Annotated in this window: 15 protein-coding genes and 1 tRNA gene; 13 read left to right on the top strand and 3 right to left on the bottom strand. The window is 58.9% G+C overall.

Features of this window, described 5'->3' with window-relative positions; genetic code table 11:
• Positions 1–104 precede the first annotated feature (104 nt).
• The 12 genes from ruvA to HKK55_RS18565 all read left to right on the top strand — a co-directional run bounded on the left by ruvA (position 105) and on the right by HKK55_RS18565 (position 8,937).
• Complete coding sequence (ruvA, locus tag HKK55_RS18620; protein WP_169356017.1) at positions 105–716, top strand: Holliday junction branch migration protein RuvA; 612 nt, start codon at positions 105–107, stop codon at positions 714–716.
• Positions 717–1,775 (top strand): Holliday junction branch migration DNA helicase RuvB, encoded by a 1,059-nt coding sequence (gene ruvB / locus HKK55_RS18615; RefSeq protein ID WP_169356016.1) that lies wholly within the window; start codon positions 717–719, stop codon positions 1,773–1,775.
• 138 nt (positions 1,776–1,913) lie between these two features.
• Positions 1,914–2,369 (top strand): tol-pal system-associated acyl-CoA thioesterase, encoded by a 456-nt coding sequence (gene ybgC / locus HKK55_RS18610; RefSeq protein ID WP_155581383.1) that lies wholly within the window; start codon positions 1,914–1,916, stop codon positions 2,367–2,369.
• Between the two features lies 1 nt (position 2,370).
• Positions 2,371–3,066, top strand: coding sequence for a protein TolQ (gene tolQ / locus HKK55_RS18605; RefSeq protein WP_048727035.1), 696 nt, complete (start codon positions 2,371–2,373; stop codon positions 3,064–3,066).
• Between the two features lie 23 nt (positions 3,067–3,089).
• Complete coding sequence (tolR, locus tag HKK55_RS18600; protein WP_161635741.1) at positions 3,090–3,542, top strand: protein TolR; 453 nt, start codon at positions 3,090–3,092, stop codon at positions 3,540–3,542.
• Positions 3,542–4,615: a cell envelope integrity protein TolA gene (gene tolA, locus HKK55_RS18595; RefSeq protein ID WP_169356015.1), complete on the top strand. Its 1,074-nt coding sequence runs from the start codon at positions 3,542–3,544 to the stop codon at positions 4,613–4,615. Before tolR ends, tolA begins: the two co-directional genes overlap by 1 nt.
• Positions 4,616–4,632: 17 nt before the next feature.
• Positions 4,633–5,913, top strand: a complete 1,281-nt coding sequence (gene tolB / locus HKK55_RS18590) for a Tol-Pal system beta propeller repeat protein TolB (protein ID WP_178128853.1) — start codon at positions 4,633–4,635, stop codon at positions 5,911–5,913.
• 52 nt (positions 5,914–5,965) lie between these two features.
• Complete coding sequence (gene pal, locus HKK55_RS18585; RefSeq protein ID WP_003209827.1) at positions 5,966–6,466, top strand: peptidoglycan-associated lipoprotein Pal; 501 nt, start codon at positions 5,966–5,968, stop codon at positions 6,464–6,466.
• Between the two features lie 6 nt (positions 6,467–6,472).
• The gene (gene ybgF, locus HKK55_RS18580; RefSeq protein ID WP_169356013.1) at positions 6,473–7,306 is read left to right on the top strand and encodes a tol-pal system protein YbgF; all 834 of its coding nucleotides are present in this window, start codon (positions 6,473–6,475) and stop codon (positions 7,304–7,306) included.
• Between the two features lie 165 nt (positions 7,307–7,471).
• Positions 7,472–8,119 carry a 7-carboxy-7-deazaguanine synthase QueE gene (gene queE, locus HKK55_RS18575; protein ID WP_169356012.1) on the top strand — a complete coding sequence of 216 codons (648 nt, stop codon included), beginning with the start codon at positions 7,472–7,474 and terminating at the stop codon, positions 8,117–8,119.
• 1 nt (position 8,120) lies between these two features.
• Positions 8,121–8,798 (top strand): 7-cyano-7-deazaguanine synthase QueC, encoded by a 678-nt coding sequence (gene queC / locus HKK55_RS18570; protein ID WP_169356011.1) that lies wholly within the window; start codon positions 8,121–8,123, stop codon positions 8,796–8,798.
• A gap of 63 nt (positions 8,799–8,861) precedes the next feature.
• Positions 8,862–8,937: transfer RNA gene (locus tag HKK55_RS18565), tRNA-Lys, on the top strand.
• 140 nt (positions 8,938–9,077) lie between these two features.
• On the opposite strand, the gene HKK55_RS18560 is transcribed toward HKK55_RS18565, so the two are convergent.
• The gene (locus tag HKK55_RS18560) at positions 9,078–10,028 is read right to left on the bottom strand and encodes a LysR family transcriptional regulator (protein WP_237151269.1); all 951 of its coding nucleotides are present in this window, start codon (positions 10,026–10,028) and stop codon (positions 9,078–9,080) included.
• A gap of 39 nt (positions 10,029–10,067) precedes the next feature.
• Here HKK55_RS18560 and HKK55_RS18555 point away from each other — a divergent pair, with 39 nt between their 5' ends.
• The gene (locus tag HKK55_RS18555) at positions 10,068–11,045 is read left to right on the top strand and encodes an alpha/beta hydrolase (protein WP_169356010.1); all 978 of its coding nucleotides are present in this window, start codon (positions 10,068–10,070) and stop codon (positions 11,043–11,045) included.
• A gap of 85 nt (positions 11,046–11,130) precedes the next feature.
• On the opposite strand, the gene HKK55_RS18550 is transcribed toward HKK55_RS18555, so the two are convergent.
• Together HKK55_RS18550 and HKK55_RS18545 are read right to left on the bottom strand one after the other, a co-directional pair.
• A complete protein-coding gene (locus HKK55_RS18550; protein WP_169356009.1) occupies positions 11,131–16,086 on the bottom strand; it encodes a hemagglutinin repeat-containing protein in 4,956 nt (1,651 codons plus the stop codon).
• 132 nt (positions 16,087–16,218) lie between these two features.
• A complete protein-coding gene (locus HKK55_RS18545) occupies positions 16,219–17,886 on the bottom strand; it encodes a ShlB/FhaC/HecB family hemolysin secretion/activation protein (protein ID WP_237151378.1) in 1,668 nt (555 codons plus the stop codon).
• Between the last annotated feature and the right edge of the window lie 293 nt (positions 17,887–18,179).

Below are 18,179 nucleotides of genomic sequence, written 5' to 3'. Positions count from 1 at the left end.
AATCATTCTGCGCGTAGCGTGTGAAAGGCCTGGGTTGTCGGCCGTCATGCCTGCGTTATTTCCGGTCAGGCCTCGATCTGACTCAAGCTTTAGGGATTTGAACCGTGATTGGACGTTTGCGCGGCACGTTGGCTGAGAAACAGCCGCCGCACTTGATTCTGGATGTAAACGGGTTGGGGTATGAGCTGGAAGTACCCATGACGACCCTTTATCGCCTGCCGTCGATCGGTGAGCCGCTGACGTTGCACACGCATCTGGTGGTGCGCGAAGACGCGCAATTGCTCTATGGTTTCATCGGCAAGCGTGACCGCGACTTCTTTCGTGAGCTGATTCGCCTCAATGGCGTCGGCCCGAAGCTGGCGCTGGCCTTGATGTCGAGCCTTGAGGTCGACGAGCTGGTGCGTTGTGTATCTGCCCAGGACACCTCAGCCTTGACCAAGGTGCCCGGTGTCGGTAAGAAAACCGCCGAACGTTTGCTGGTAGAGCTCAAGGATCGCTTCAAGGCCTGGGAAACCGTGCCGAGTATGTTTGCCCTGGTGCCCAATCAGCCGGATATGCCGGCTTCTCAAGTGGCCAGTGCCGAAAGTGATGCTGTCAGCGCGCTGATTTCTCTGGGTTACAAGCCTCAGGAAGCCAGCAAAGCCGTGTCGGCGATCAAGGACAAGAACCTGAGCAGCGAAGACATGATCCGCCGTGCCCTGAAGGGAATGATTTAAGTGATTGAAGCTGATCGTCTGATCGCGGCCACTGGCCCCCGTGACCGTGAAGAGGTCCAGGACCGGGCTATCCGCCCCCTGAGCCTGGCCGAATACATCGGCCAGCCCACCGTGCGTGAGCAGATGGAGTTGTTTATCCAGGCCGCACGCGGGCGCAATGAGTCCCTGGATCACACGCTGATCTTCGGCCCGCCCGGCTTGGGTAAAACCACCCTGGCCAATATCATTGCCCAGGAAATGGGTGTGTCCATCAAGAGCACGTCGGGCCCGGTGCTGGAGCGTCCGGGCGATCTGGCGGCGCTGCTGACCAACCTTGAGCCTCATGATGTGCTGTTCATCGACGAGATCCACCGGCTTTCGCCTATCGTCGAAGAAGTGCTGTACCCGGCCATGGAAGACTTCCAGCTGGACATCATGATCGGCGAAGGGCCGGCGGCGCGCTCGATCAAACTTGACCTGCCACCGTTTACCCTGGTGGGTGCCACTACCCGTGCCGGGATGCTGACCAATCCGCTGCGAGACCGTTTCGGCATTGTTCAACGTCTAGAGTTCTATAGCACAGCGGATCTGGCCACGATCGTCGGACGTTCAGCCGGGATTCTTGGTTTACCGCTCGATCCTGAAGGTGGCTTTGAAATCGCCCGTCGCGCCCGTGGTACGCCACGGATTGCCAACCGCTTGTTGCGCCGTGTACGGGACTTTGCCGAAGTGCGTGCCAAGGGGCATATCACCAAGGCGGTCGCGGACTTGGCATTGAACCTGCTGGATGTCGATGAGCATGGCTTCGACCATCAGGATCGACGTCTACTCTTGACCATGATCGAGAAGTTCGACGGCGGCCCTGTGGGCGTGGATAGCCTGGCGGCAGCCATCAGTGAGGAGCGTCATACCATTGAGGACGTGCTGGAGCCTTACCTGATCCAGCAGGGCTATATCATGCGTACGCCTCGGGGGCGTGTGGTGACGCGTCATGCTTACCTGCATTTTGGGTTAAACATTCCGTCACGATTGGGTGAGATGCCCGTGGTAGACGAATTCCTCGATGCAGTGGACGATTAAAAGGGCTTGGCCAGTCGATTTATTCGAGGTTTGTGCTGTCCTAGTGGCTGGCGTCGTCATTCTTTCATTAGAAATGTGTCAGAGAATGAAAAACAGTTGCCTGGCCGGATTGGCAACCTGAGGAGTAAGCACTAGAGTATGCGCGCGCAAAACGGGGATCAGTCGTTCGCACATCGCTGTCGCGTTTATTACGAGGACACCGATGCTGGCGGCATCGTTTATTACGTCAACTATCTCAAGTTCATGGAGCGGGCTCGAACCGAGCGGCTACGGGAGCTGGGCTTTGCCCAATCCACGCTGGTAGGGGAGGACCTGTTGTTTGTCGTGCATTCCAGCGAGGCCCGTTATTACGCGCCGGCGCGACTGGACGATGAACTGCTGGTCAGCGCAGAAATAACCGAATTGAACCGTGCCAGCCTGCGCTTTAAACAGCAGGTCAGGCGGGCTACGGATGCAACGCTGCTCTGTGAGGGGCAGTTCCTGGTGGCCTGTGTGCGCACCAACAGTTTGAAGCCTAGGGCCATTCCCGAAACTCTACGCGCGGCCTTCGCCGGCGTGAGCGGCGCGGGTAAACATTCAGAGCAGGAGATTTAGCGTGGAACCTACCGTCGTCGACCATTCCTCCATGTGGAGCCTGGTCAGCAATGCCAGTGTCGTGGTTCAACTGGTTATGCTGATCCTGGTAGCCGCATCGGTTACCTCTTGGGTCATGATTTTTCAGCGCAGCAACCTGCTGCGCGCCGGTCGACGTGCCCTGGAGAGCTTCGAGGAGCGCTTCTGGTCGGGGATCGATCTGTCCAAACTCTACCGTCAGGCCGGCAGCAACCCCGACCCGGACTCGGGTGTCGAGCAGATCTTCCGTGCTGGCTTCAAGGAGTTCTCCCGTCTGCGCCAGCAGCCAGGCGTTGATCCGGAAGCGGTCATGGAAGGCGTGGCGCGTGCCATGCGCGTCGCCATTTCCCGTGAAGAAGAGAAGCTGGAACAGAGCCTGCCGTTCCTCGCCACTGTCGGCTCCGTCAGCCCGTACATCGGCCTGTTCGGTACCGTGTGGGGGATCATGAACTCCTTCCGTGGCCTGGCCCAGGCCCAGCAAGCGACCCTGGCCACTGTGGCCCCGGGTATCGCCGAAGCACTGATCGCTACCGCTATCGGTCTGTTCGCTGCCATTCCCGCAGTAATCGCTTACAACCGTTTTGCCGCCCGTGGCGAAACCTTGATCAGCCGTTACTACACCTTCGCCGATGAGTTCCAGGCGATCCTGCACCGTAAAGTGCACACCAGCGAAGAATAAGCAGGTAATTCCCAATGGCTTTAATCGCTCGAGCTCGCAAAAAGCGCAAGCCGGTCGCCGAGATGAACGTAGTGCCTTACATCGACGTGATGTTGGTACTGCTGGTTATCTTCATGGTGACCGCGCCGATGCTCAATCAGGGCGTGAAGGTTGATCTGCCCAAGGTTTCCAGCGAAGCCTTGCCGCAAGACAACAACACCCAGGTCCTGACCATTTCGATCAAGGCTGACAAGACCTATTACTGGAACCTTGGCAGCGAAGTCGACACCCAGAAACAGCAGGACAAGGCCATGACCTTGCCGCAGATGACTGATGCTGTGACCAAGATCATTCGCGCCGGCAACGAAGGTGGCAAGCACACCCAGGTGTTCATTCGCGGCGACAAGGTCGTCGACTATGGCTCCGTGATGGGTGCCATGGGCGGGCTGCAGAAGGCCGGAGTCGGTAATGTTGGCTTGATTACCGAGGCGCCCTGATGCACCAACAGCGAGAGCCGTCCGCCTCGGAAAGCTACTTCTGGCCTAGCGTCTGGGCAGTTGCCCTGCACGTCCTGGTGTTTGGCATGCTGTTTGTCAGCTTTGCCATGACCCCGGACCTGCCGCCGGCCAAGCCGATCGTGCAGGCGACCCTGTATCAGCTGAAATCGAAAAGCCAGGCTACCACCCAGACCAATCAGAAGATTGCGGGTGAAGCCCAGAAGTCGGCTGCGCGCCAGACTGAAGTCGAGCAGATGGAACAGAAGAAGGTCGAGCAGGAAGCGGTGAAAGCGGCTGCGGAACAAAAGAAAGAAGAGTCTGCTCAAAAAGCCGAGGAATCGAAAAAGGCTGACGAGGCGAAGAAAGCTGACGAGGCGAAAAAGGCTGATGAAGCCAAGAAGTCCGAGAAGGCTGCCGAAGCCAAAAAGGCCGAAGAGAAACAATTGGCTGATATAGCCAAGAAGAAATCTGAAGAAGAAGCCAAGAAAGCTGCTGAAGAAGAGGCCAAGAAAAAGGCCGCTGAAGAAGCGAAGAAAAAGATAGTCGAAGACGCGAAGAAGAAAGCCGCGGACGACGCCAAGAAGAAAGCTGAAGCCGACGAGGCGAAGAAGAAAGTCGCCGACGACGCGAAGAAGAAAGCGGCTGCCGATGCCTCCAAGAAAAAGGCCCAGGAAGCAGCACGTAAATCGACCGAAGATAAAAAGGCCCAGGCCTTGGCCGATTTGCTTTCCGACACGCCGCAGCGTCAGCAGGCCTTGGCCGATGAGCGTGGTGATCAAGTTGCGGGCAGTTTCGACGATCTGATTCGGGCTCGGGCAGCAGAAGGGTGGGCACGTCCTCCTTCGGCACGTAAAGGTATGACAGTAGTGCTGCAGATCGGCATGTTGCCGGACGGTACGGTGACCTCGGTCAGCGTGGCCAAGTCCAGTGGCGATGGTTCGTTCGACAGTTCAGCGGTTGCAGCGGTCAAGAATATTGGCCGGTTGACCGAGATGCAGGGAATGAAACCAAGCGACTTCGCTCCCTACCGTTCATTCAAGATGACATTCACACCTGAGGATCTAGCCTTGTGAGAAACCTTCTTCGAGGAATGCTTGTCGTTATTTGCTGCATGGCAGGGATAGCGGCGGCGGATGAAAAGAACATCCTGGTCACCAGCGGTAGTGATCGGGCCACCCCGATCGCGGTTGTACCGTTTGGCTGGCAGGGCGGCAGCGTATTGCCGGACGACATGGCGCAGATTGTCAGTGATGACCTGCGCAACTCGGGTTACTACGCGCCGATTCCGAAACAGAACATGATCAGCCAGCCGACCCAGGCCAGCGAAGTCATCTACCGTGATTGGAAAGCCCTGGGCGCCCAGTACCTGATGGTAGGCAGCATTGTTCCGGCCGGTGGCCGCCTGCAGATTCAATACGCGTTGTTCAACGTCGCGACCGAGCAGCAAGTGCTGACCGGCAGCGTGTCGGGCACCGTGGATCAACTGCGTGACATGGCTCACTACATCTCCGATCAGTCATTCGAAAAACTGACCGGGATCAAGGGTGCCTTCTCCACGCGTCTGCTCTATGTGACGGCCGAACGTTTCTCGGTGGATAACACTCGCTACACCTTGCAGCGCTCCGACTATGACGGTGCTCGTGCCGTGACCCTGTTGCAATCCCGTGAGCCGATCCTGTCGCCACGCTTTGCTCCGGACGGCAAGCGTATTGCCTACGTATCCTTTGAGCAGCGTCGTCCACGGATCTTCGTTCAGCACATCGATACCGGTCGCCGTGAGCAGATCACCAACTTTGAAGGCCTCAACGGCGCACCTGCGTGGTCGCCGGATGGTTCGCGTCTGGCGTTCGTGCTGTCCAAGGACGGTAACCCTGATATCTACGTGATGAACATGGGCTCGCGCCAGATCTCCCGTGTGACCAGCGGCCCTGGTATCAACACCGAACCGTTCTGGGGCAAGGATGGTTCGACCATCTACTTCACCTCCGACCGGGGCGGCAAGCCACAAATCTATAAAACCAGCGTTGGCGGTGGTGGTGCGGAACGTGTGACCTTTATTGGTAACTACAACGCCAACCCGAAGCTTTCGGCTGATGAAAAGACGCTGGTGATGATTCACCGTCAGGATGGTTTCACTAATTTCCGGGTTGCGGCCCAGGATTTGCAGCGCGGAACCGTAAAAATCCTTACAGATACCAACCTTGATGAGTCAGCCACTGTTGCGCCCAACGGCACCATGGTAATCTACGCCACCCGCCAGCAGGGCCGGGGAGTCTTGATGCTCGTGTCCATAAATGGACGCGTAAGGCTCCCGCTTCCTACCGCTCAAGGCGAAGTCAGAGAACCGTCCTGGTCCCCTTACCTGAACTGACGCGGCGCTACACGTTTTACTTAACACACTGGGGTTCATTAGGAGTTTCACGATGGAAATGCTGAAGTTTGGTAAGTTTGCTGCTCTGGCTCTGGCTCTGTCCGTAGCCGTTGGTTGCTCCTCTAAAGGCGGCGACAATGCCGGTGAAGGCGCAGCTGTTGATCCAAACGCTGGTTACGGCGCTAACACTGGTGCAGTCGACGGCTCCCTGAGCGAAGAAGCTGCTCTGCGCGCTATCACCACTTTCTACTTCGAATACGACAGTTCTGACCTGAAGCCAGAAGCCATGCGCGCTCTGGACGTTCACGCCAAGGACCTGAAAGCTAACGGCGCTCGCGTTGTTCTGGAAGGTAACACTGACGAACGTGGTACTCGTGAGTACAACATGGCACTGGGCGAGCGTCGTGCGAAAGCCGTTCAGCGCTACCTGGTACTGCAAGGTGTTGCTCCAGGCCAACTGGAACTGGTTTCCTACGGTAAAGAGCGTCCAGTTGCTACTGGCCACGACGAGCAGTCCTGGGCTCAAAACCGTCGCGTCGAACTGCGTAAGTAATTCGTCATGCGAACGTGCCGTCGTGTTGTAACCGTATTGGCTCTCAGCCTGGCACCGCTTGCGGTGTGGGCTGCGGTTCCTGTGACTGATAGCAACTCTGGCTATAACAATAGCGGGAGCAGCTATCCGCCAGCAGGTTATGGCACGAACGGCGCCTATGCTGGGGGACCGGCTACTGCCGCTCCCTCGGCACAGGGCGAGCTGTTCAATCAACTGCAACGCATGCAGGATCAATTGTCGCAGCAGCAAGGCACCATTGAGATTCTGCAAAATGAAGTCAATCGCCTGAAGCAAGAAGGCCTGGAGCGATACCAGGATCTTGATCGGCGCATAGGAAACGGCGCTTCACCCGCCGCTACTCCTGATAATTCTTCTGCCGGTGGTGCCACAAGCGCCGCCGGTGGTGCAGCCGTAGGAGCTGCGGCTGCCAGCCAGGCTCCTGCTGCCAGCAGCGAACCGGGTGATCCGGCGAAGGAAAAACTGTATTACGACGCAGCCTTCGACCTGATCAAAGCCAAGGATTTCGACAAGGCCAGCCAGGCCTTTACCGCATTCCTGCGCAAATACCCGAACAGTCAGTACGCGGGTAATGCCCAGTACTGGTTGGGCGAGGTGAACCTGGCCAAAGGTGATCTGCAAGGTGCAGGTCAGGCGTTTGCCAAGGTCAGCCAGCTCTACCCAAAGCACGCCAAGGTGCCTGATTCGCTGTACAAGCTCGCTGATGTAGAGCGCCGCCTGGGTCATACTGACAAGGTCAAAGGCATTCTGCAGCAGGTGGTGGCCCAATACCCGGGTACTTCCGCCGCTCAGTTGGCTCAGCGTGATTTGCAACGCATGTAAGCGTAGCCATCCCGTTTAGAAGAAACCCGCGCTTGTCGCGGGTTTTTTCGTTAGAATCCACGCCCTTTTATGAAACACGCTTCCTGGGGTTCACGCGTTGGCGGGATCCCTTGAGGTGCCTGACGGAGGCGGACAGCCTGTTTAGCTGTTACGCCCGTGGCGACTATGCAAGACACATTACGCATCACCGAAGTTTTTTACTCGTTACAGGGTGAAACGCGCACTGCCGGCCTGCCCACAGTATTTGTGCGCCTTACCGGTTGCCCGTTGCGTTGCCAATACTGTGACAGCGCTTATGCCTTCAGTGGCGGAACTGTGCGCACCCTGGACGACATCCTCCAGCAAGTGGCCGGCTACCGGCCGCGCTACGTCTGTGTGACGGGCGGCGAGCCCTTGGCACAGCCCAATGCCATTCCTCTGCTCAAGCAGCTCTGCGACGCCGGTTACGAGGTGTCGCTGGAAACCAGCGGTGCCCTGGACATTTCTGCGGTCGATCCTCGGGTCAGCCGTGTGGTCGACCTCAAGACCCCAGGCTCGAAGGAAGTGCAGCGCAATCGCTATGAGAACATCGACCTGCTGACGGCCAACGACCAGGTCAAGTTCGTCATCTGCTCCCGAGAAGACTACGAGTGGGCCAGCTCCAAGCTGATCCAGTACGGTCTCGACCGGCGTGCCGGTGAAGTGCTGTTCTCTCCAAGCCACCATGACCTGAGCGCTCGCGACCTGGCCGACTGGGTGGTTGCGGACAACCTGCCGGTGCGCCTGCAACTGCAACTGCACAAGTATCTCTGGAACGACGAGCCGGGGCGCTGATATGACTGATCAAAAACGCGCGGTGATTTTGCTGTCCGGCGGGCTTGATTCCGCCACGGTAGTGGCCATGGTCCGCGCTGAAGGCTATAGCTGCTACACCATGAGCTTCGACTACGGCCAGCGTCACCGCGCTGAGCTGGACGCCGCTGCGCGCGTGGCGCTCGACCTGGGTGTGATCGAGCACAAGGTGATCGGCCTGAACCTCAATGGCATTGGCGGCTCGGCCCTCACCGATAGCTCTATCGATGTGCCAGAAACACCTGGCGAAGGCATTCCGGTGACTTACGTGCCGGCGCGCAACACCGTCTTCCTGTCTCTGGCGCTGGGCTGGGCGGAAGTACTGAATGCACGGGACATCTTCATCGGCGTCAACGCAGTGGATTACTCCGGTTATCCGGACTGCCGTCCCGAGTTCGTCGAGTCCTTCGAGCGCATGGCCAACCTGGCTACCAAGGCCGGTGTAGAAGGGCAGGGCTTGCGTATCCTGGCGCCACTGCAGAGTCTGAGCAAGGCCGAAATTGTCAAGGTGGGCGTAGGACTTGGTGTCGACTACTCGCGGACTGTTTCCTGCTATCAGGCGGACAATGACGGTCGTGCTTGTGGGAAATGCGACAGCTGCCGACTGCGTGCAGATGGCTTCAAAGCGGCCGGAATTACCGACCCAACGCGTTATTTCTGATTTATTTCAAATAAAGTGTTGAATAACCCTTAGAAATCAGTATTATACGCGCCACAACACAGCGGGTCGTTAGCTCAGTTGGTAGAGCAGTTGGCTTTTAACCAATTGGTCGTAGGTTCGAATCCCACACGACCCACCATTTTTGGCGGTTTAGAAAATCCGGAAGGCCCACGTAAGTGAGGATTTCCGGGTTTTTTTTTGCCTGTGATTTGGTGAATGTACGGGATCGGAAAGTGTTGTTTCGCGAGCCCGTTTTCCGTCATCCCTGACGCCGAGACGTTATTGCGGTTTCGCAATCGTGGCTATCAATGCCCTGAGCGCGGTTGAAACATGGCGGTGACCGGAATAGTAGAGACGCAGCCCAGGCATGCTCGGGCACCAGTCGTCCAGAACACGTTCCAATCTGCCGTCGCACAACCCCTCCAAAGCCAAGTGTTCCGGCACGAACGCAATGCCAATGCCATCAATTGCCGCATCCACCATGAGCGGCTGATCGGTCAGCGTCAGAGGTCCATTGACGTTGATCGTCTCTACAGCCCCCTGGCGCGCAAACTCCCACCGGTATATCGCTCCGCTGTCGAAGCGAAATCGAATGCAGTCGTGCTGATGCAAATCTTGGGGCACTGCCGGGCGACCGTGTGCGGCAAAATAGGTCGGCGATCCCACTGCTGCAAATCGGATGTTGTCGGTGAGGCGAATGGCAATCATGTCTTGTGGCACCGCCTCAGCCAGCCGGATACCTGCGTCGAAGCCGTCACCTGTGATATCGCTGAGCTTTCCGTCGTTTACGATATCCAGATGAATTTGCGGGTACTCACGCAGGAAGCGGGCTAGCACCGGTCGCAGAACCATGCGGATGGCACCCTCACTGGCATTGATTCTTATCGTGCCACTGGGGGTTGCGCGAAGATCATCCACTTCCAGCATTGCATCAGCGATTGAGGACATGGCGGGGCCCAGCTTCATCGCCAATCGTTCACCCGCATCGGTAAGGGAAACACTGCGAGTGGTCCGATTGAACAGGCGAACGCTGAGTCGCTGCTCCAGCGTCTTCACCGAGTGGCTGATTGCTGAGGGCGTGACGTCAAGTTCCACAGCCGCTGCGCGAAAATTGAGATGTCTGGCGGCCGTCAGAAATACGGTCAGCGTAAAGAGATCCGCGCCCTTCAATTGATGAGCAATGTTCATTTGTTTATCAAATATTGTGGTCATAGTCGTGGTAATGAGCATTCCATAAACTCCGCGAACTCACAACGCTGGAGGTGGATCATGTCCGTACACGGTAACTACACACCTGAAAAGGTAACGTTCAAGTCCCATGGCGACGATGTGGTCGGCGTGCTCTTCCTGCCTAAAGGAAAGGGGCCGTTCCCGGTGGTTGTGGTTCTGGGCCCCTATTCTTTTTCCAGGGAGCAGGCACCCACTCAGTACGCCACCCGGTTGGCAGATGAGGGATTCGCCGCCCTTGCATTTGATCCGCGAACGGTGGGTGAAAGTGGTGGCATGCCGCGGCGGCTTGAAAATCCGAAAATGAAAAATGAGGATGTCGTCGCGTCGCTCGATTACCTGCTCACCCGCGAGGACATTGATAGTGCCCACGTCTTCCTGCTTGGCATATGCCAGGGCGGTCCGGAGATGCTGGACATTGCCTCCTACGACGATCGGGTCAAGGCGGTCGCTTCGATTACGGGCTACTACCGTGACCGTGAAACCGACCTGTTCATGATTGCTGCGGGTGTCTGTGAGAATCCCTTTGATGCCGCGACCGCGCCGACAACCGAACAACTGGAGGCTTTGCTGGCTGCACGTCTGGAGCGCGCACGCGATGCCAAGGCACGCTACGAGGCAACCGGCGAGGTCGTGTATCAACCTTTGGTCTGTGCCGAGCTTGGTGATCCCGTGCTTGGATCAAGCGCAGGGTTGCCCGGCCCTCTGGTGTGGAGTTGGTACGGCCCCTGGACGCTCAAGGGGTGGGAGAATCGCTACGCAATCATGAGTGACTTGGACCACTTCAGTTACACCACCGTGCCGGGTGTGGCAAAGCTCAAGAAACCGGCCCTTGTTGTGCATTCTGATAGCTGTATGAACCCGGCTGCGGCTCGCCGGCATTTTGAATCGATCCCCACCTCAGACAAGAAACTCATCTGGGAGAACGGTACCAATCATTTTCAATACTACGACCAGCCGGATGTCGTGGATCGTACGGTGGGTAATGCGGTCACTTGGTTCAACGATCACTCGGCGTGATAGCTGCATCGCGTCAGCAAAAGGCTGACGCAACGATGGCCTCAGTGAGAGCAGGTATTCTCGCTCTCACTGGGGCCACTCCTACTTAGTTGATCTTCTGATCAATCCCAGCCTGCAACTCCTGGCTGTCACTGTGCCCGCCCACTCGCAGCGGTCCAAGGTTGAAGGCTTGATCCTTACGGGTGGCCTCGTCCTGTTTCTGGGTCAGTTCGTCCTTGGCGCCCAGAATCAGGTTAACTGGAGACTTCGAGACGTTCAGCCCAACATCGGCGCGGTAGTCGCTACCCGCCAGGGTAGTGGCCGTGACGGTAGAGCCGCCGAGGTTGACCTTGCCGTCGCTGGCGCTGATCCGTGCGCCGGTCAGTCGAGTATCGCCTCCGACCTGCAGATTGACGCCCCGATTGCCACTGATGCCCGACGCTTGGGTGACGCTGTCCTTGACGATATGGCTGACGTCCAGGTTCAAGGTCGGGGTGTAGGTGGTGTTGCCGCTCTTGTCGCCGAACAACACGCCTTCTGCGGTATTGGCCACCGAGCTGCCGGTGGTGTTCTTGTCGCTGACGGCGTAGCTGTCACTGGTTTTCGGCCAGAACTTATCCTTGACGCCGGAGAGGCGAGTGCCCAGCGCATCCTTCTTGTCCGCCAGGTAGGTCTTGGCTTTGTCCACGCGGGTGCCGAAAGCGCCACGGGGCTCCGGATTGACGTCGTAGCTGCCGCTGCGGGTGAGTTTCTCCCCCAGGCGCTCCTTGGCATCACCGATGGTGTTGACCACGCTGTCCTTGGCTGAGACCAAATGCTCGGTGCCTTTGTCGACGACGTTCTCCAGTTTCTCGCGGTGTTTGTCGAATGCGCCCTCGGCCTTGGCTTGCACCTTTTCCTTGAGCGGGCCGGTGGTCTTGGCCAGTTTGTCGACTACGCCGGGCTGGTTTTTCTCGACATCCAGTTTGGCATCGACATTGACCTGGGTACTGCTGACCTGGTCCTTGCGGCTCTCTATCACGAGATCTCCACCAATCTTGCCACTGACCTGATCCGCGTCGATCCGTGCTCCAGCCAGATGAGTATCCCCAGCGCTGTTGATAACCACGTTCTCGGCCTTGATCAGGCTGTCGTGCTGGGTGGTGCCTTGCAGATGATCGACATCGACTTTCACTCGGGCATTGATGCCGTGCTGGGTCTTTGGCGTGTCGTGTTCACCGGCATCGGCGAGGGTGGTTTTGCCGCCACTGCCGCCTGCGCCAAGGCCTACGGCCCAGCTATTGTGAGCTTGGGTTGATTGCGCCGACTCTTGCAGGATGCCGCCGTTCTGCGCATCGAGGCTGACGCTGCCGGCCTTGATCTGGGTGCCTTGCAGGTGGATGGCATCGGCTGCATCGGCACCGCTGGCGAGCGTGACCTTGCCGTTGCTGTGCAACTGCCCCACGGTGACGCCCTGATCGTTTTCCGCGACTTTGCCGATATTGAAGTTGGCGCTCAGGCTGCCGGTCTTGCCACTGCTTTCGGCACTGCTGGTCTTGCCCGCACCAATAGTCAGGCCACCGCCCAGGTTGCTGCCACTGCTGACGTGAGTGTTGGTCGCCGCTTGCAGGTCCAACTTGCCACCGGCATTGAGGCTGATGTCACCCGTCTTGGCGGTGCTGCTACCGATCTGGGTGCCTTGCAGGGTCAGGTCGCCACCGCTGGTGAGCTGGACCGGGCCGTTGCCCTGGATCGTCGCGACGTGGGCCTGGCTGTCCTGGGTGTCCAGGCGCTTATGGTCCAGTTGCACGCTGGCACCGAGGTTGACGTTAGTGCCGTTGGTGCCCGGGGCGGTGCCCACGGTCAACGAACCGTTGCCGCGCAAGGTGTTGCTGGTTTTGCTCTGGGTGTCGTTGGCCTGGTTCAGCGCCAGCTCACCGCCAGCCTTGAGGTTGACCCCCGCCTGGCCGCCATTGAACTGGCTGCCTTCATAACGGGCATCGCCCTTGGCGTCGATGTTGACGCCCTGGGTCCCGGCGTAGCTGCCGACCACCGCCGTGCTGGTGGTTTCCCGCACGTCGCTGCTGCCGCCCGTGCCGCTGCCGCGTACGTTCAGGTCTTCACCGGTAGTGGTGTAGACCCGCACGCCCACTTTGGCGTCCACGCCTTGCTCGCTGCTGCTGTGGGTATTGGCCGCCGCCGTGGCAACGTGGCTGCCGGCATCGATCTTCAACCCGCCATCAGTGGCACGGTATTGGCTGCCTTCATCCTGCAACTTGCCAGCCACATTGACCTGCACCGTACCGCCACTGAACTGGCTGACCACCGCCGTGCTGTCCTGCTGGGTCCGGGTCTTGTTGGTATGACCGACTTCCACATCGAGCCCGACATTGGGCTGCTCGAAGGCGTCCAGCAATCCTGGCTGATGGAACTTGGTCTGGGCCACACCTTCGACGGCTTTTTCGATCGGCCGGGTGATGCCTTTGTATTCGACATTCGCGCCGACATCGGCGGTCCAGCCGTTCTCTTTGTGAGTGCTGGTTTCGCTGTTGTGGGCGGCCTGGTTATCGACTTGTGCGGCATTGACCTGCAACTCGGAACCGGCCTTGACCTGTGCGCCCTGGCTGGTAAGGGTGTTACCGGCGTTGATGGTCAGCTTGCCAGTCGCTGCCACGTTACTGGTTTGTGCGGTGGTTTTGCTGCGGGTGTCGTTGCTGCTCTGATGGCTGAACTCCGCGCCATTGCCGGCCTTGTCCAGACCGCCGGTGTAGTAGACGCCACCACCAATGGTGGTCTTGTCGGTGGCGTTGGTGCTGCTGTCGTGGGCCGCCAACAGGTCGACGTTTTTGCCACTCAAGGTTGCATCGCCTTCGGTGGCCTTGAGGTCGGAACCCTTGACGCTCAAGTCGCCACCCGCTGTGACGGCCAGGGTGCCACCGCTGAGGCTGGAGGCCTGTTGACGGGTGGTGTCGGTCTTGCTGGTTTGCTGCTGGTCTTCATAACGCACACCTGCGCGGTACTGGCGGGTGCCGTCGGCGGTTTCCTTGGCGTAGCCGTCAAAACCACGGGTGTGGGTGCTGGTGGTGTCGTGGGAGGTATTTTCTGCTGAAGCGATCTTGATATCGCCCTTGGCGTCCGCCTTCAGCTCGCCTGCCGCCGACACCTTGGAACCGCTGACTTCGATGTCCTTGGCGCTTTGCAGCTTGAGGTTACTGTCCGAGCGCAGGTTGCTGGCGACGACGGTGCTGTCCTTGAGGTTCTTGCGGCTCTCATCCTTGGAAATACCGAAAAACTTACTGTCTTTGCTGTAGCTGTTGTCGTGGGAAATATCTCGCACGCCGTCGATCACCAGCGAACCTTTCTCACTGATCACACTGGCTTGCTTGCCGCCACGAGCCTGGCTGCCACTGATGCGCACTTCGTCAGCCTTGACGATCAGCTTGCCGTCGGCGTTGACCTTACTGCCGGTGTTCAAGGTTTTGCCCTTGTCGCCATCGCCTTTTTTGCCGAAGAAGCTGCCGCCTACCAAGTCGCCGGAGTAGGAGTTGTCGCTGTTGCTCTGGGTGCGGCTGGCGCTGGTGATTTCCACTTGCCGGGCGGCCAGTTGAATGTCGCCCGGGGTTTTCAACTCTGCGCCCTGCAGTTGCAGTTTCTGTTGGCTGGTCAGCTCCAGATTCTTGCCGGCCTTGAGGCTGCTGGTGACGCTGCGTTGCTCGCTGCTGGACTTGTCCCAGTTGGCTTTCCACAGGTGTTTGCGGTGGTTGCCCTGGTCGCGGGTTTCATGGGTCTCGGTGGCGGCACTCAGGCGCAGATCGTCGCCGCTCTTGATATTCAGGGTGTCGCCTGCTTCAACACTGCTGGCCTTGATCTCGGTCTTGGCGCCGGAAGACAGCGCGGCATTCTGCTGGGCCACGACCTTGTTACCGTGTTGGCGTGAGTCCTGGTCGGTGGTGGTGGCGTCATAGGTTTCGTAGGTGAACAGAAAGTTGCTGTTTTCCCACTTGTCACGATCTTGCTGGAGTTTGTGGCTTTCCAGGCTGCTCAGGGTCAGGTTGCGCCCGGCGTCGAGCTTGACGTTGCGCCCGCTGACATCAGTCGCGGCCAGGCTCAAGTCCTTGGCGCTGTGAAGGTCGACATCGCCCTGGCGGCTCTGCACCCCGGCGCGAGTAGCCTCAAGGCTATTGGCGTGCACTTGGCCGCTGATATCGAGGTCACCGGCAGAGCTGATTTTGACGCCGTCGCGGCCGTTCACTTGCACCGCGCCGACCCGCACACCTGCGCCTTCGGCGGTGCTGATGATGTTGATGCGTCCGGCCTGCATCGCGCCGAACAGGCTGGCGTCAATGCGCTGGTCCTGGGTCTTGCTGGCCGGATCGACCTTGCGCACTTCGCCGCTGGCGAAGTCGACCTGGTTGCGGCCGACGGTAAGGTTCAATTGGTCACGGGCGTCGAGGCGGCCCTGGCTGTCGATGCGTGGGGCGATCAAGTTGATCGAGCCACCGCGGTTTTGCAGGCCCTGGCCTTGCACCGTCAATTGACCGCGAGCATCGCGGGTGCTCAAGGCTTGCAGTTTGCCGTCATTGAGTTCGGGACGGCCTACCACCAGGTTGGCATTGGGGGTGTTGATGAAGCTGCCGCCATTGACCGAGATCCCGTTAGGGTTGGCCAATACATAATCGGCAGCCCGGCCGAAAATCTCCTGGGCGCCGTTGAGAGTCGACGCATTGCGGCTGATCACTTCGTTGAGGATCACGCTGGCCGCCTGGCCCTGGAATTGCGGGTTGGCCGCCAGATGCCCGGCGAGCTGGGATTGCCCAGCCTGCAGGGCGTTGTTCAGCACCACGCCCTGACGATCGACGTTGTAATCCAGAAACTGGTTATGCGACAGGCCGCCGGCATTCGGCGCGACGATATTGACGATCGGCACACCGGCCTGATTTTGCAGTTGCGGGGTCCCGCCTGGGCCTTCGACCACCGTGAGGCCCGCAGCCAATACCAGTTGAGGCACCAGGAACAGACTGGCGATGGCCCAGCGCAGTTTGCCGCTAGGGGAGAGGTGAAAGCTGTGGGTGTCATTGGGCATAAAAAGTCTCGCTCTATGTTGGCTGATCCGCGCAGTGCGCCGTTCGGTGCGACGCTGCTGTGGGGTCAGGTACAGCGGTTATGTCAGGCTAATCGCGTATCGGCTTATCTGTGCAAGCTCATATTTTCTGGCTCATATCTGCACGCTCAGGCGCGTCAGCCAGACTTCCGGCTCCTGGCCAAAACCTGCTGGGGTGTTCAGGTTGCGTTGGTAGTCGAAGTCGAGCTGCACGTTCTTCCAGCTCAGGTTGAGTCCAGCGCTGGCACCGCTCAGGCGTTGGCCCTGGGCGCCGTACTCGCGCTTGACCCAGCCGTTGTCCAGGCCCAGGCGTGGGGTGATCGTGACCGGCAGGTTGCTGTTGAGCGGCAAGCGCAGGGTGTTTCGCCAGACGGCGCCGATCGCACCGGAAGCGTTGTTTTCGCGATAGCCACGCACCGCCGAATCGTCGGTGCCCAGCAGTTGTTCGATAGCAGGCAAGGCATCGGGGCTGTACTGCGCCGACAGTTGGCTTTGCCACTGCCACGGTTGGCCGTTGAGCTGGCCATTGCGCCATTGGGTGAGGTTGGCGCGGTACTTGTGGAACTGCGCCTGGGGCAGGTTCTTTTGCACTTGGTCGGCATCCCGGTCAGCGCCGAACCAGGTCAGACCCTGGGCGTAATTGACGTCCAGGTTCCACACTGCGCTGTTGAGCCAGAACAGATTCAACCCGGCCTCGGCCACGGTCAGCGTCGGGCTCTGGATCCCCAGGCGAACCTTTTGCAGGTAGCTGTCGACGTCTTTGTAGGCCAACGACAGATTGGCGCTCAGTTGATGGCCCTGGTCGCGCCACAACACACGGTCGGTACGCAGGCTGACCTGATCGGTACGGCCGCTGTTATAGAACGTGGTGCTGCTGAGTTTGAACGGCGAGCGGTATTCGGCGTGGCTGGCGAACAGGCTGTAGGTCCAGTAACCGTAAGGGATGGAATAAAACAGGCTGTTGCTGCGGCTGTAACGCGGGCCGTGGTTGAGGGTGTCGCTGAAGCTTAAGTTGAGCGAGTCGTTGAGCTGCAGCGGGCTGTCGAGGCTCAAGCTGATGGCGTTGCGATCACGTCCGGTACCGGCGCTGCCGAGGTTATCCACGCCAAGGCCCAGGCCCCAGCGCGAGGCACTGCTGCGCGAGCGCAGGATGAGCCGCGAAGCGCCTGGCTCGCTGCCGGGCGCAATGTCGGCGGTGAGGTCCACTGAGCGCAGGCGATTGAGCTGGTCCAGGCCTTGCTCCAGGTCCCGCAGGTTCAAGGGTTTGCCAAGCATTCCGGGGAAGGCCCCGCGCAATGAAACCGGTAGGCTCTGGTCGGCCAGCTCGATGGCTTCGATATAGCCTTCTTCGACGCGGATATCCAGGGTCTGCCCGGCAGCCGGGGTGCTGATCAGGTACGGACGGCTGGCGATATAGCCAGCCTCGACGTACAGGCGGGTGATCTCGGCCAGCAGTCGGTTGATCTGGGTGACGCCCATACACGAGGCCACATAGGGTTCGATGTGTTTGTTGAACTCGGTCTTGCTGAACAGCGTGACCCCGGCCAGGCGCGTACCGCTCAGGGGCCAGCACCGCTCATCTTTCACGGTATCCGCAGGCAGCGCTGGCGCTGCCTGTTGGGTGCCGAAACTGCCCCGTTGCATCTGGCGCTGGCGTTGTTCCAATTGCAGCTGTTGCAGGTCGCGCTGCTGTTGTTGCTGCAAGCGCAGGGCTTCCTGGCCAGCCTGTGGCCCATCGGCAGCGGTCACCGGTAACGAGCCCAGGCAGAGCAGGGAAACGATCAGGCTCCGGGTAAGACGGAGATGCTCGGTAGAGGGCTGATTCGGCACTCGACATCCTTAACGTAAAAATACGGACGATCCATGCCCCTTGAGCCAGACGGTGAACTCAGGGACTTGCCATAATTGAGCCATCATTAAACTGATTGTTACATCGGTGTAGGATTTATTACATAAAACGTGGGGAATGCCGCTTTATTCAGTAAAAAAATGCACGAAGAAGGTGCGGGGAAGGTAAGCATACGCTTGAGATGGGTCGGTTCTGTGGGCTGGCGTCGTAAAAAATGCCGCGAGAA

The organism is Pseudomonas sp. ADAK18 (assembly GCF_012935695.1).
In the GTDB taxonomy this organism is placed as follows: Bacteria; Pseudomonadota; Gammaproteobacteria; order Pseudomonadales; family Pseudomonadaceae; genus Aquipseudomonas.
The sequence above is the reverse complement of the archived record's forward strand: the minus strand, read 5'-3'. Positions and strand labels throughout refer to the sequence as shown.